The 13861-nt window shown below is 72.0% G+C and carries 12 protein-coding genes and 1 pseudogene; 4 read left to right on the forward strand and 9 right to left on the reverse strand.

Annotation, left to right across the window (positions count from 1 at the left end; genetic code table 11):
* Positions 1-52: 52 nt before the first annotated feature.
* Both ACGFQ9_RS28675 and ACGFQ9_RS28680 read right to left on the reverse strand, forming a co-directional pair.
* Positions 53-3298, reverse strand: coding sequence for a helicase-related protein (locus ACGFQ9_RS28675; RefSeq protein WP_393577740.1), 3246 nt, complete (start codon positions 3296-3298; stop codon positions 53-55).
* Positions 3299-3520: 222 nt separating this feature from the next.
* The gene (locus ACGFQ9_RS28680; protein WP_393577742.1) at positions 3521-5233 is read right to left on the reverse strand and encodes a DAK2 domain-containing protein; all 1713 of its coding nucleotides are present in this window, start codon (positions 5231-5233) and stop codon (positions 3521-3523) included.
* Between the two features lie 190 nt (positions 5234-5423).
* Here ACGFQ9_RS28680 and rpmB point away from each other — a divergent pair, with 190 nt between their 5' ends.
* Positions 5424-5609 carry a 50S ribosomal protein L28 gene (rpmB, locus tag ACGFQ9_RS28685; RefSeq protein WP_030195073.1) on the forward strand — a complete coding sequence of 62 codons (186 nt, stop codon included), beginning with the start codon at positions 5424-5426 and terminating at the stop codon, positions 5607-5609.
* Positions 5610-5776: 167 nt separating this feature from the next.
* Here rpmB and thiD read toward each other — a convergent pair whose 3' ends face one another.
* Both thiD and ACGFQ9_RS28695 read right to left on the reverse strand, forming a co-directional pair.
* Positions 5777-6586 (reverse strand): bifunctional hydroxymethylpyrimidine kinase/phosphomethylpyrimidine kinase, encoded by an 810-nt coding sequence (gene thiD / locus ACGFQ9_RS28690; protein WP_393577743.1) that lies wholly within the window; start codon positions 6584-6586, stop codon positions 5777-5779.
* A complete protein-coding gene (locus ACGFQ9_RS28695) occupies positions 6583-7563 on the reverse strand; it encodes a thiamine-phosphate kinase (protein WP_393577745.1) in 981 nt (326 codons plus the stop codon). The genes thiD and ACGFQ9_RS28695 overlap by 4 nt, the downstream gene beginning before the upstream one ends.
* 244 nt (positions 7564-7807) lie before the next feature.
* On the opposite strand from ACGFQ9_RS28695, the gene ACGFQ9_RS28700 reads away from it, so the two are divergent.
* Positions 7808-8041 carry an Lrp/AsnC family transcriptional regulator gene (locus ACGFQ9_RS28700; RefSeq protein WP_393577746.1) on the forward strand — a complete coding sequence of 78 codons (234 nt, stop codon included), beginning with the start codon at positions 7808-7810 and terminating at the stop codon, positions 8039-8041.
* A 23-nt stretch (positions 8042-8064) separates the two neighbouring features.
* Positions 8065-8556 (forward strand): DUF3515 domain-containing protein, encoded by a 492-nt coding sequence (locus tag ACGFQ9_RS28705; RefSeq protein WP_393577888.1) that lies wholly within the window; start codon positions 8065-8067, stop codon positions 8554-8556.
* 120 nt (positions 8557-8676) lie between these two features.
* On the opposite strand, the gene ACGFQ9_RS28710 is transcribed toward ACGFQ9_RS28705, so the two are convergent.
* Genes ACGFQ9_RS28710 through ACGFQ9_RS28720 form a run of 3 tightly spaced genes read right to left on the reverse strand, consistent with a single transcriptional unit; the run spans position 8677 to position 11648 of the window.
* Complete coding sequence (locus tag ACGFQ9_RS28710) at positions 8677-9834, reverse strand: D-alanine--D-alanine ligase family protein (protein WP_393577747.1); 1158 nt, start codon at positions 9832-9834, stop codon at positions 8677-8679.
* A gap of 39 nt (positions 9835-9873) precedes the next feature.
* Positions 9874-10899: an NAD(P)H-dependent glycerol-3-phosphate dehydrogenase gene (locus tag ACGFQ9_RS28715; protein WP_393577748.1), complete on the reverse strand. Its 1026-nt coding sequence runs from the start codon at positions 10897-10899 to the stop codon at positions 9874-9876.
* A complete protein-coding gene (locus ACGFQ9_RS28720; protein ID WP_393577749.1) occupies positions 10896-11648 on the reverse strand; it encodes a lysophospholipid acyltransferase family protein in 753 nt (250 codons plus the stop codon). Before ACGFQ9_RS28720 ends, ACGFQ9_RS28715 begins: the two co-directional genes overlap by 4 nt.
* Positions 11649-11793: 145 nt before the next feature.
* On the opposite strand from ACGFQ9_RS28720, the pseudogene cofC reads away from it, so the two are divergent.
* Positions 11794-12465 (forward strand): annotated as a pseudogene (gene cofC / locus ACGFQ9_RS28725) (2-phospho-L-lactate guanylyltransferase); the annotation flags it as partial.
* A 313-nt stretch (positions 12466-12778) separates the two neighbouring features.
* Here the strand turns inward: cofC and ACGFQ9_RS28730 are convergent.
* Both ACGFQ9_RS28730 and ACGFQ9_RS28735 read right to left on the reverse strand, forming a co-directional pair.
* The gene (locus ACGFQ9_RS28730) at positions 12779-13450 is read right to left on the reverse strand and encodes an HU family DNA-binding protein (RefSeq protein ID WP_393577750.1); all 672 of its coding nucleotides are present in this window, start codon (positions 13448-13450) and stop codon (positions 12779-12781) included.
* A gap of 167 nt (positions 13451-13617) precedes the next feature.
* Entirely contained in the window at positions 13618-13845 is a 228-nt protein-coding gene (locus ACGFQ9_RS28735) for a hypothetical protein (protein ID WP_393577752.1), read from the reverse strand.
* Positions 13846-13861: the final 16 nt, after the last annotated feature.

Here is a 13861-nt window from a genome sequence, read left to right on the forward strand (position 1 = left end):
GGCGGTCTGCGGGTCGGGTGGGACCGCCCTGGCCGGGCGGCCACCCCCATTGTCAGCCCTTCTCCAGGTACTGCTCCCGCTCGGTGTCGAGAAGTGCGTCGAGGGCGGTCCGCAGGCCGGCCAGCCGCTCCAGGTCCGGGTCGGCGGCGACCACCCGGGCGGCCTCCTCCCGGGCCTGGGCGATGATCTCCTCGTCCTCGATGACGGCGAGCATCCGCAGGGAGGACCGGACCCCGGACTGGGCCTGGCCGAGTACGTCGCCCTCGCGGCGCTGCTCCAGGTCGATCCGGGAGAGCTCGAAGCCGTCGAGGGTGGCGGCGACGGCGGCGAGCCGGGCCCGGGCCTGGCTGGCCTCGGGCATCTCGCTGACCAGGAGGCAGAGCCCGGGGGCGGAGCCCCGGCCGACGCGGCCGCGGAGCTGGTGCAGCTGCGAGACGCCGAACCGGTCGGCGTCCATGATCACCATCACGGTGGAGTTGGGCACGTTCACCCCGACCTCGATGACGGTGGTGGCGACCAGCACCTGGACCTCGCCGGCCGCGAACCGGCGCATCACCTCGTCCTTGTCGGCGGGGTCCATGCGCCCGTGCAGCACCTCCACCGCCAGTCCGGCCAGCGGTCCGGTGCGCAGCTGCTCGGCGATGTCCAGGACGGCGAGCGGCGGCCGCTTCTCGGCGAGGTCCTCCGCGGAGGGCTCGGCGGAGGAGCCTGGGGCAGAACCGGCGGACTTCTTCTTCGGCTCGTCCTCGCCGTCCCCGATCCGCGGGCACACCACGTACGCCTGATGGCCCTTGCCGACCTCCTCGCGGACCCGTTCCCAGGCGCGGGTGAGGAAGTGCGGCTTGTCCTTGGCGGGGACCACGTGGGTGGCGATGGGGGAACGGCCGGCGGGCAGCTGGTCCAGGACGGAGGTCTCCAGGTCGCCGAAGACGGTCATCGCGACGGTGCGCGGGATCGGGGTGGCGGTCATCACCAGCAGGTGCGGCGGCTGCTTGCCCTTGGACCGCAGGGCGTCGCGCTGTTCCACGCCGAAGCGGTGCTGTTCGTCGACGACGACCAGGCCGAGGTCGTGGAACTGCACCTTGTCCTCGATCAGCGCGTGCGTGCCGATGACGATCCCGGCCTCGCCGGTGACCAGGTCCAGCAGGGCCTGGCGGCGGGCGGGCATCCCCATGGAGCCGGTGAGCAGCACCACCTTGGTGCCCCGTTCCGCCCCGCCGAGCATCCCGCCCTCGGCGAGCTCTCCCATCATCTCGGTGATCGACCGGTGGTGCTGCTGGGCGAGCACCTCGGTGGGCGCCAGCATGGCGGCCTGCCCGCCGGAGTCGACGACGGCGAGCATGGCGCGCAGCGCGACCATCGTGTTGTGCGTCACCGTGAAGTGGTCGGTGACGTAGGCGCGGCTCGGGTGGGCAACGCTGATGCACTGGACCGGCTTCACACCGACGTATTCCACGGCCCGAACGGCTCGCCGGAAGGTGTTGTACTTGGGCCTCACCCGCAAGCGCGCCGCCTTGCGCGACAGCCGGAACGGGGGGAATTCGTCCGGCAGGGCCACGGAAACGTTGAATGCCCCCTTCTTCGGCAGAATGCGGGCGCGGCCACCGAGTGACCGCGCCAGCCACGCCACGTCCTCCGCCAAGCGCTTGGACACGCTGCAGAGCGAGATGCTCATGCCGTTCGCGTCGATCGTGCCGTCGGTGTCCATGAGTCCTTGGAGTACCGCAAGACGCTCCTTGACCGAGGCGTTCTTGTACGGCTCCGGAACGTACTTGTCGTGTGAGCCGGCACCCCACAGCCCCAGGTCGCGGAGCGCCTGGATCACCGGATTCCTCCGGGTGCCTCCCCGCGGACCGCTCATCCGAATCGTGTAGTCGCAGGTGGATCCCGGAACTGGAGTGAGGACGCAGTCGGGTGCCACCGCCGCTTCCACCGCGGCGCGGATCTCCGCATCCGTGGTCGACAGCCTCAAGTTGTGCCGGAACGACCCGTCGCCAATGAGGACGCCCAGCAGGTAGGGATCGAGGGGGCGGTCACCGAGATCGTCGAGATCCACCGGAACGGCGACCGGCAGGTACCACTTCGAGGAACCGTTGGCTTTGACCAGATCAGTCCTGATCTCCCTCGTGGTCATGACCTTGGGCTCCTGCCCTCGGTGCCAGGCACAGCTCGTGTCCACGATCCACAGATGCTCGTCGTCGCACTCGACCGTGCTCCCGTCGGAGAGCAACAGACGCCACACGTCGCGTTCTCCCTGGGGGAACACGCCGTCGACGATCGCGACGTCGCCGGTCGGGACCACCACCTGGTCTCCGACCGCGAGCTCCCCCATCGCCTTGTAGCCGGACGGCGTCAGTACCAACGAATCCAGCGGCTGGGCCTTGCCTGAGCCGACCTCGCCCTGGAGAAGGCGGTGCATGGGGTGTTCGGTGGCGAGGTCGTCGAAGATCTCCTTCGAGACCTTCTGCTGGCCCTCGGTGAGGGTGAAGGGCAGTTTGGCGTCGAAGGCGTCGAGCAGTCCGCCGGGGGCGGGGCGGCGGGCCACGGCCGGGAGCTGGCTGTCGGCGTGGCGGCGGCGGGCCAGCGCGACCTGGAGGACGAAGGCCTCGTCCCACTTGAGGCGGTCGCGGGCGGCGGCCACCTCGGCCTTGTTGCGCGGCCGGTGGATCTGCTGCAGGGCCTCGGGGAGCGGGAGCATGCCGCGGCCCTCGCGGAGCGCGGGCGGCAGCGGGTCGATGGCGTCCGCGGTGCGCGGCAGGACCGCGTCGACCGCCTTGGAGATCTTCCAGGTCTCCAGCTTGGCGCAGGCCGGGTAGATCGGGATGAGCCGGCCGGCGAAGGCGTCCACCGCCTCGCGGTCGGAGCCCTCGCCGCTCAGCAGCTCGTAGGCGGGGTGGGAGAGCTGGAGCTTCCGGTTGAACATGCCGACCTTGCCGGCGAACATCGCGCGGGTGCCGGGCAGCAGGTCCTTGTGCGGCTTGTGCACGCCAGAGCCGAAGAAGACCAGCTGGAGGCGGCCCGCGCCGTCGGTGATGGTGACTTCGAGGCGTCTGCCGCGGCCGCCGTTGAAGGTCAGGATCCTCGCGTCCGCCACCTGCGCGACCACCGTGACGTGCTCGTCGAGCTGGTCGGCGAGCTCGGCGAGGGCGGTGAGCTCGCCGCGCTCGGCGTACCGGCGGGGGTAGTGGTGCAGCAGGTCTCCGACCGTGTGCAGGCCGAGCTGCTCGGCCAGCACCTTGCCGGTGGCGGGGCCGAGGGTCTTCTTGAGCGGTTCATCCAGTCCGGGCACGTGTCCCATTGCACACCATGGCGGTGACAGCGGGGCCGCGCGCGGGGCTGCGGTCGGCACGGGGCGGACCGGCGACCGGAGCTCTGCCCGTTGCGCCGCCGGGCTTCGGCCGGGCGGGATCCTTCCGCGGGGCGGGGGTGTCCCGGTGTGCCCACCCGTCCCGCCCTGCGGGACGCCTGCCCACACCGGGGGTGGGTTGCCGGACGCCTGCCCACACCGGGGGCGGGGTTCTTACTCCACGCCGATCAGGAGGGGGGCGCAGTGGCGGCCGCCCCGGTAGGTGACCGTGTCGACGGCGAGGTGGCCGCCGCGGACGTAGGACTCCAGGCGGTCGGCGAGGGTGTCGGGGGCGTCCGGTCCGAGGACCAGCGTGACGAGTTCGCCGCCGGAGCCGAGCATCCGCTGCAGGACCGCCTCGGCGGTGGCGGCCAGGTCGGAGCCGATCACGGCGACGTCGCCTTCGATCAGCCCGAGCACGTCCCCGGCCTGGCAGATTCCGGCGGAGGTGAAGGACTGCCGTTCGGCGACGGCCAGTTCGCCGTAGCGGGTGGCGCCGGCCGCCGAGGTCATGGCGACCACGTCCTCGTCGAAGCTGCCGCCGGGGTCGTGGACGGCGAGGGCCGCCAGGCCCTGGACCGCGGACCGGGTCGGGATCACGGCCACCCGGACGCCCTCGGCGCGGGCCTGCTCCGCGGCGGCCGAGGCGGCGGCGCGCAGGTCCGCGTCGTTCGGCAGCAGCACCACCTCGCGGGCGTGTGCCCGCCGGATGGCGTCGACCAGCCCCTCGGCGGCCGGCGGCTCCCCGGGACGGGCCGGCACGGTGGTCGCTCCCGCCTCCCCGTAGAGGCCCGCGAGCCCCTCGCCGGGGACGACGGCCACCACCGCGCGCTGCGTGCGCTCGCCGCGGGACCTGCGCCGCTCGTCGCCGAAGTGGGTGATGCGGATCCGGTGCGGCCGTCCGGCGACCACTCCGGCCTCCACCGCGGCGCCGGGGTCGTCGACGTGGACGTGGACGTTCCACAGGCCGTCGCCGCCGACCACCACCAGCGAGTCGCCGAGGGCGTCGAGCCGCTCGCGCAGCCCGGCGACCGCCTCGTCGGAGGCATCCAGCAGGTAGATCACCTCGTACCCGGGGCCGCCCGGCTCCTCGTGGTCACAGGGGTCGGCGTGCCGGGGCACGGGCACGTGCCGGCCGGGCACCGGGTCGGCGGCGGGTTCCTGTCCGGAGAGGGCCTGCCAGAGCGCGCCCAGTACGGCGACCAGGCCGCAGCCGCCGGCGTCGACGACTCCGGCCCGCCCCAGCTCGGCCAGCTGGCCGGGGGTCCGTTCCAGGGCGGCCCGGGCCCCGTCGTAGGCGGCGCCGGCGACGGCGGCGGGTGTTCCGCCAGCGGCTCCGGCGGCCCGGGCGGCGGCCCCGGCGACGGTGAGCATGGTGCCCTCGACGGGGTGGGCCACGGCCTGGTACGCGGATTCCGCGGCGCGGGCGAGGGCCCGGGCCAGCCTCTCCCCGGCGGCCTCGGGGCCGGTGCCGGTGCCGGGGCCGGTGGCGCCGGCCGGGGCGCCGAGTACGTCGGCCATGCCGCGCAGCAGCTGGGCCAGGATGGTGCCGGAGTTGCCCCGCGCGCCTATCAGCGCGCCGTGCGCGTAGGCCCGTACGGCCTCGGCGAGCGAGACGGGGGCCGCCCCGGAGCCGGCACCGGTGGCCGTGCCGGTGCGTGCGGCGCAGGTCTCCTCGACCTCGCGGGCGGCCGCCTCGGCGGTCAGGTAGAGGTTGGTGCCGGTGTCCGCGTCCGCGACCGGGTAGACGTTGATCGCGTCGATCTCGTCGCGGGCCCGGCCCAGCGAGGCCAGGGCCAGCGAACTCCAGGTGCGCACCGCTTCGGCGTCGAGGATCTGCGACTCGTGCGGCACCGGGCGTTCCTCCTCCTGCGGGCTGGGGTTCACCGCAGAGTAACGGGGGGCGGGGCGGGAGCTGCCCGGCCCGTGGTAGTTTTCTTGGACGGCAGCAGTCGTTGTATGCTGCTCCGGTTGCCCGACGAAAGTCGGGTCATACCCCCCGGCAAACCACTTCAGACCTCTGATTCCGGTGCGCCGGAATTCACTGTAAGTGCATCTGAAGTCTTTGGAGTGACCTGTGGCTGCCAACTGCGACGTTTGCGGCAAGGGGCCGGGCTTCGGCAACAACATCTCGCACTCGCACCGCCGTACGCCCCGTCGCTGGAACCCGAACATCCAGCGTGTGCGTGCCGTGGTCGGTGGGACGCCGAAGCGCCTCAACGCCTGCACCTCGTGCATCAAGGCCGGCAAGGTCTCGCGCTGACGCTCCCGTCGTAGCGCAGCCTTCCGGTTGCCCGAGAAGCCGGTCCACCTCAGGGTGGGCCGGCTTTTTGCCATGTGCGGCGCGTTGCCGTCCGTGGCGCGGACGCGGAAACGGGAGAGGGCCCTGCCGCGTGCGGCAGGGCCCTCTCCCGTGCTCCCGGTGTGAGCTCAGCGCCACTGCCAGGCGTGGTCCACCGGCCCGATGCCGCCGCCGAGCGCGAAGCCGGCCCGGATCGCCCCGGTGACGTACTCCTTCGCCTCCATGACGGCCTGCGGCACGTCCTGGCCCTTGGCCAGCCCGGCCGCGATCGCGCTCGCCAGGGTGCAGCCGGTGCCGTGGGTGTGCCGGTTGTCGTGCCTCGGTGCGCGCAGCCACAGCTCGGAGGTGCCGTCCGTCAGCAGGTCGACCGCCTCCGGCCCGGCGGCCAGGTGCCCGCCCTTGATCAGCGCCCACTCCGGGCCGAAGCCGAGGACCGCCCCGGCGGCCCGCCGCATGTCGTCCTCGGTCTCCACGGTCACCCCGGTGAGCTGGGCGACCTCGTCCAGGTTCGGCGTGGCGACGGTGGCCTCGGGCAGCAGCAGCTTCCGTACGGCGTCCAGGGCGGAGGCGGCCAGCAGCGGGTCCCCGTGCTTGGAGACGCCCACCGGGTCCACCACGGCCGGGGCGTCCGTACCGGCCAGCAGCCCCGCCACGGCCTCCACCAGCGGCGCGGAGGACAGCATGCCGGTCTTCACCGCGTGCACGCCGATGTCGTCCGTCACGGCCCGGTACTGGGCCGTGACGGCCTCCACGGGGAGTTCCCAGACCCCGTGGACGCCCAGCGAGTTCTGGGCGGTCACGGCGGTCAGCACGCTCATTCCGTGCACGCCCAGGGCCTGCATGCTCTTGAGGTCGGCCTGGATGCCCGCCCCGCCGCCGGAATCGGATCCGGCTACGGTCAGGCAGAGCGGCGGCGCCACGGGCGGCGCACTTGTCATCGCAGGGGCTCCTCGGTGGATTCGCCGCCGAAGTGGTCCCAGCCGCCGGTGCTGGTCCACGGGGCGCCGTCGACGGTGACCTGGGGCTGGGCGGACGGGTTCAGCACCTCGCCGATCACCTTCCAGCGGGCGGGCAGCTTCACGTCCGGCGGGAAGGTGGCCACGATGGCGTGGTCCTCGCCACCGGAGAGCACCCACTGGAGCGGGTCCACCCCGACGGCCTGGCCGATGTCGAACATCTGGGTCGGGATGTCGATCGCGGCGGAGCGCAGGTCGATCCGGACCTTGCTGGCCTCGGCGATGTGGCCGAGGTCGGCGACCAGGCCGTCGCTGACGTCCGTCATGGCCGTGGCGCCGAGTCCGGCGGCCGCGGGGCCCGCGTGGTACGGCGGCTCGGGGCGGCGGTGCGCCTCGACGAAGGCCCGCGGGGAACGGAAGCCGCGGGACAGCACGGCGAAGCCGGCCGCCGACCAGCCCAGCCAGCCGGTCACCGCGACCACGTCGCCGGGCTGTGCGCCGGACCGGGTGACCGGCTCGTGGTTGCGCAGGTCGCCGAGGGCGGTGATGGCCACGGTGATGGTGTCGCCGCGGACCACGTCGCCGCCGACCACCGCGGCGCCCGCGACCTGACATTCGTCGCGCAGGCCGTCCATGAGTTCCGTGGGCCAGGTGACCGGCAGGTCGGCGGGCACCACCAGGCCGAGCAGCAGCGCGGTCGGGACGGCGCCCATGGCCGCGATGTCGGCCAGGTTCTGGGCGGCGGCCTTGCGGCCGACGTCGTACGCGGTGGACCAGTCACGGCGGAAGTGCCTGCCTTCCAGCAGGATGTCCGTGCTGGCCACGACCCGCCGGTCGGGGGCGGACACCACCGCGGCGTCGTCGCCGGGCCCGAGCCGTACCGCCGAGGTGGTGGTGAGCCGGGAGGTGAGCTCCCTGATGAGCCCGAACTCTCCCAGTTCGCCCACAGTGCCCTTCATCGCTGTGCTCCTTCTGGCCCAGTCCGCTTGCGGTCGCGAGCCGTCACAGCTCTGGGTACCGTCAACAGATACGTCAACTTCTGCTCTTCGTACGCCCCGCAGCGCGCGGCGCCTGGTCCCCGGGTCTCCCCGTGGCCCTCGGCGACGCGGTACCGTGGCGTCTCTTCTCCCCCGGGCCCACCCGAATGACCGGGCCCACCCCGAGGGTAGGGGAAATGCTCCTCGTGGCCGCCCTGGAGGTTCCGTGGTACAGGCGTACATCCTCATTCAGACCGAGGTGGGCAAGGCGTCGATCGTCGCCGAGTCCATCGCCGAGATCCCGGGGGTGATCCAGGCCGAGGACGTGACCGGGCCGTACGACGTGATCGTGCGCGCCCAGGCCGACACCGTGGACGAACTCGGCCGCATGGTGGTCGCCCGGGTCCAGCAGGTGGAGGGGATCACCCGCACGCTGACCTGCCCGGTGGTTCATCTGTAGCCCCCGTCTACTCTTGGCCGGTGATGTCCCTCCACCGCCGGCCGGTCGGTCTGCTGGCCCTGCCCGCCCTGGTCGCCGCCCTCTCCCTCGCGGGCTGCGCGCCGGGTGACCGGGTCGCCCGGGTGGCACCCCCGCCCTCACCGCCCGCCGAGGTCGCGGTGCTCTGTGCGGCGCTGCACGGTGAGCTCCCGGACACGGTGGCCGGTCTGGCGCGGACCGGGACGGATCCCGAGTCCGAGCTGACCGCCGCGTGGGGCGGCTCGGCGATCGTACTGCGGTGCGGCATCCCCAGGCCCGGGAAGATGCTGGATCCGGAACAGGACGGCATCACGGTGAACGGCGTCGGCTGGCTGATGGAGCAGCCGGCCGGCGGCGGGTTCCGGTTCACCACCGGGCTCCGCAAGGCGTACACCGAGGTCGTGGTGGACGAGGCGCACGCCAAGGACGCCGGGATGCTGGTCGGCCTCTCGGCGGCCATCGCCAGGACGGTGCCCGAGGGCATCGCCTCGTACTGAGCCCTGCGTGCGGGTGCCGTGCCTGCCGGCCCGCTCGCCCGGCCGTGTACCGCGCACCGAACCGCCCGCCGGGAGCGACCCGGCGGGCGGTTCGGTGCGCGTACGGCCGGGGGCGTCCGGCTAGCGCAGCCCGGTGGACCGGCGCAGCGCCGCCTGGATCAGCAGGTCGACCAGCTCCGGGTACTCGATCCCGGACTCCTGCCACATCCGCGGGTACATGGAGATCGGTGTGAAGCCAGGCATGGTGTTGATCTCGTTGATGACGAAGGTGCCGTCCTCGGTGAGGAAGAAGTCGGCACGCACCAGGCCCTCGCAGGAGGCCGCCTCGTAGGCCTCCACGGCGAGCCGCTGCACCTCGGCGGTCTGCTCCGGGGTGAGGGGCGCGGGCACGATCCCGGACGCCGAGTCGATGTACTTCGCCTCGAAGTCGTAGAAGTCGTGGCTGGAGACCGGCGGGATCTCGGCCGGGACGCTGGCCCGCGGCCCGTCCTCGAACTCCAGCACGCCGACCTCGATCTCGCGGCCGCGCAGCAGCGCCTCCACGATGATCTTCGGGTCGTGGCGCTGGGCCTCCTTGACGGCCGCGGCGAGGCCGGAGACGTCGTCGACCTTGGTGATGCCGATGGAGGAACCGGCCCGGGCGGGCTTGATGAACAGCGGCCAGCCGTGCTCGGCGGCGAAGTCCAGGACGCGGTCGCGGGCGGCGTTCTCATCCTGCGCCCACTCGCGGGGGCGGATCGTCAGGTGCGGGCCCACGGCCAGACCGAACGAGGTGAACACCCGCTTCATGTACTCCTTGTCCTGGCCGACGGCCGAGGCGAGGACGCCCGAGCCGACGTACGGGGTGCCGGAGAGCTCCAGGAGGCCCTGGAGGGTGCCGTCCTCGCCGTACGGGCCGTGCAGGACCGGGAAGACCACGTCGACCTCGCCCAGCGCCTTGGGCACGGCGCCGGGTTCGGTGTAGAGGACCTCGCGGCTGGCCGGGTCCACAGGCAGGAGGACTGCGCCCTCCTCGGACTCGGCGAGCTCCGCCACGCTGGGGAGCTTGCCGTCGGTGATGGCCATCCGGCCCGGCACGTCGGCGGTCAGCGCCCAGCGGCCGTCGGTGGTGATGCCGATCGGCAGCACCTCGTACTTGGACCGGTCGATGGACCGGAGCACGGCGCCCGCCGTGACGACCGAGATGGCGTGTTCCGAGCTGCGGCCGCCGAACACGACGGCCACACGGGGCTTGCGGCCCTGCTGCTCAGGGGTCTGGGGGAGGTTCTCGCTGCTCATATCGCCACGAGAGTACCCGCTCAGACGTCCGGAAAGGTGTCAGCTCCGTTCCGGTTTGGCGCTGCGTCCCATCAGGTCCTTCAGTGCGACCAGCGGCGGCTTGCCATGGTGGACGATGTCGACGACCGTGTCGGTGATCGGCATGTCGACCCCGTGGCGGCGGGCCAGATCGGCCACCGACTGGCAGGACTTGACGCCTTCGGCGGTCTGTTTGGTGACCGCAATGGTCTCCTCCAGGCTCATTCCGCGGCCCAGGTTGGTGCCGAAGGTGTGGTTCCGGGACAGCGGCGAGGAGCAGGTCGCGACCAGGTCGCCGAGTCCGGCCAGGCCGGAGAAGGTGAGCGGGTCGGCGCCCATCGCCAGGCCCAGCCGGGTCGTTTCGGCGAGCCCGCGGGTGATCAGGGAGCCCTTGGTGTTGTCGCCGAGCCCCATGCCGTCGGCGATGCCCACGGCGAGGCCGATGACGTTCTTGACGGCGCCGCCGAGCTCGCAGCCGACCACGTCGGTGTTGGTGTACGGGCGGAAGTACGGGGTGTGGCAGGCGGCCTGGAGGCGGCGGGCCACGGTCTCGTCCGTGCAGGCCACGACGGAGGCCGCGGGCTGCCGCTGGGCGATCTCGCGGGCCAGGTTGGGGCCGGTGACCACGGCCACCCGCTCGGACGGAACCTTGGCGACCTCCTCGATGACCTCGCTCATCCGCTTGGCGCTGCCGAGTTCGATGCCCTTCATCAGGGAGACCAGCACGGTGTCGGGGGCGAGCAGCGGGGCCCACTCGGCGAGGTTGCCGCGGAGGGTCTGCGAGGGGATGGAGAGCACCGTGAAGTCGGCGTCGCGGGCCGCCTCGGCGGCGTCGCCGGTGGCCCTCAGGTTCTCCGGGAGTGCGATGCCGGGCAGGTAGTCCGGGTTGGTGCGGGTGGTGTTGATGGCCTCGACGAGTTCCGGGCGGCGGTGCCAGAGGGTGACCTCACAGCCCGCGTCGGCCATCACCATGCCGAAGGCGGTGCCCCAGGAGCCCGCGGCGAAGACGCCGACCCTGACGGGGCGATCCGTGGCAGGACGGTTCACTTCGTTCCCTCCCCTGCGGCCTTGCGCCGCTGTTCGGCCCTGGCCCTGCGGTGGTCGTAGGGCCGGTCGGGGGCCTGTTCGCCGCGCAGTTCCTCCAGCAGCCGGGTGACGGCCGCCATGATGACCTCCGTGGCCTCCTTGAGCACCTCGGGCGTGGGCTCGCGGTCGTAGAAGGCGGAAAGGTCCACGGGCGGTCCGGCGAGCACCTTGAGGGTCTTCCGCGGGAACAGGCTGACCTTGTTCTCCTTGGCGTACGGCGGCATCGCCAGGTTGGCCCCCCACTGGGCCACCGGGATGACGGGGGCCTTGGTGAGCAGGGCGATCCGGGCGGCTCCGGTCTTGCCGGCCATGGGCCAGACGTCGGGGTCCCGGGTGATGGTGCCCTCCGGGTAGATGGCCACGCATTCGCCGCGCTCGATCGCGTCCACGGCGGCCCGGAACGCGTCCATGGCGTTGGTGGTCTCCCGGTAGACGGGGATCTGGCCGGTGCCGCGGAGCATCATCCCGACGAAAGGTGTCCTGAAGAGTCCGGCCTTCGCGAGAAAACGGGGTACCCGGCCGGTGTTGTACTGGTAGTGCGCGTAGGACAGCGGGTCCAGATACGAGTTGTGATTGACGGCGGTGATAAAGCCTCCGTCGGCCGGAATGTGCTCCATTCCCCGCCAGTCCCGCTTGAACAGCACTACCAGCGGTGGTTTGGCGATGACCGCTGCCCAGCGGTACCAGAAGCCGATTCTGCGGCGGGACACTCGTGCACCTTCCTCTTGGACCGGTTCTCGGTGCTGGGGCACCTGGTCGGCCGGACAAGTGTGGCCCCGGGTCCGGTCTCTGTCGAGAACACCGTACGCCTCGCTCGCGGCACCGGGCCCACGGGCCGTGGGAGCCGGGGAGACAATGGCGGTCCGGCCCGCGAGGGGACGGCCGGTGAGGGGGGTGGGGCGGGTGGGAGCGGCGTGGAGCCTGGTGGTGCCGCTGAAACCCCTCTCCGCGGCCAAGAGCCGCCTCGCGGCGGCGGCCGGTCCCGACCGTGCCGGACTCGCGCTGGCGTTCGCGCAGGACACCGTGGCGGCGGCGCTGGCCTGCGGCGCCGTACGGGATGTGGTGGTGGTCACGGACGATGCGGTGGCCGGGGCGGAACTGGCGCGGCTGGGGGCGCGGATCGTGCCCGACGTTCCGGGAGCGGGGCTCAACGCGGCGCTGGCCCACGGGGCGCGGGCGGTGCGGTCGGTCCGGGCGGGGGCGCCGGTGGCCGCGATGAACGCGGACCTGCCGGCGCTGCGGCCGCCGGAATTGCTACGCGTGCTCGAAATAGCGGGGGATTTTCCCCGGGCATTTCTGGCCGATGCGGCAGGAATCGGAACGACCTTGCTTTCGGCGTCTCCCGGCGTGGAATTGGAGCCCGCGTTCGGAGGGCCGTCGCGGCTGCGGCATTCGGCCTCGGGGGCGGTGGAAATCACCGCGTCCGGGGTGGACAGCGTGCGCCGGGACGTGGACACGGGGGCGGATCTCCGGGCGGCCGCCACCCTGGGTCTGGGCCCGTACACGGCCCGATACAGTGCGGGTATGCAGGCAACCGCGTTCACGTACGACGAGCAGACCCGCAGCGGCAGTGTGCTGCTGGACGACGGCACCCCGGTGCCCTTCGAGGCGCCGGCCTTCGACGCCGGCGGCCTGCGCCTGCTGCGGCCCGGCCAGCGGGTGCGGATCGAGACCGAGGGCGAGGGCAGCGCCCTGCGGATCACCCTGATCACCCTGCAGACCCTCTGATTTCCGGTGTGCCCGCCCGGAACGGCCCCGGCGGGCACGCCGAGCGGGAAAGACACCGCGGGCGGGTCTCCCGCAGAGGGAGGCCCGCCCGACGTGTGTGACTGCTGCCGCCTTACTTCTTGCGGGCGGTGGTCTTCTTCGCGGTGGTCGTCTTGCGCGCCGTCGCCTTCTTGGCCGGCGCCTTCTTCGCCACGGCCTTCTTGGCCGGCGCGGTCTTCTTCGCGGCGGTCTTCTTCGCCGCGGTCTTCGCCGGGGCCGCCTTCTTCGCGGCCGCCGTGGTCTTCTTGACGGCGGCCTTCTTGACCGCGGTCGTCTTCTTCGCCGCCGCGGTGGTCTTCTTCGCGGCGGCCGTGGTCTTCTTCGCGGCGGCCGTCGTCTTCTTCACGGCGGCCTTCTTCGCCGCGGTGGTCTTCTTCGCCGCGGCCTTCTTGACCGTGGCGGAGGCGCCGCCGGTCAGGCTGCCCTTCGGGGCCTTCTTCACGGCCACCTCGTCGCCCTTGGGGAGCTTCTTGGTGCCGCTGACCAGGTCCTTGAAGCCCTGGCCCGCACGGAATCGGGGGACCGAGGTCTTCTTGACCCGTACGCGTTCACCCGTCTGCGGGTTGCGGGCGTAGCGGGCCGGACGGTCCACCTTCTCGAACGAGCCGAAGCCCGTGACCGAGACGCGGTCGCCCGCGACCACCGCGCGGACCATCGCGTCGAGTACCGCGTCGACAGCGTCCGCGGCCTGCTGGCGGCCGCCGAGCTTGTCGGCAATCGCTTCTACGAGCTGCGCCTTGTTCACGTCTTCCCCTTCGGAGACATCGCCGGAACGAATGTGTTCAAGCTATTTCGCACGTTAGGCGGATATATACCGCAAATCAAACACGAAACGGGCTAATCACCCTAGTGCCGCAACGGTGTACGTCGTTGAGTACGTCGTTCCGTACGCCGTTGCGGAGTTCCTTCGCATCAGTCGCCTTCAGGGAATCGACCCTCGTCGAGGTCCTTCATCAACCTGTCCAGGCGCCTTGCCGCATCGGCGAGATCGTGCTTCGCCGCGGCCGTGACGACCAACAGCTTCCGGGTCAGCGCCATCCTTACGCCCTCCGGGACTTGCAGTGAGCGCACCTTCGCGTGTGCTTCTTTCAACCGGTCCGCGACGAGTTCGTAGAGCTCGAGTTGACTGTCGCGTTCCATGCACAGATTGTGCCAT

Source organism: Streptomyces sp. NPDC048603 (assembly GCF_043199475.1).
GTDB lineage: Bacteria > Actinomycetota > Actinomycetes > Streptomycetales > Streptomycetaceae > Streptomyces.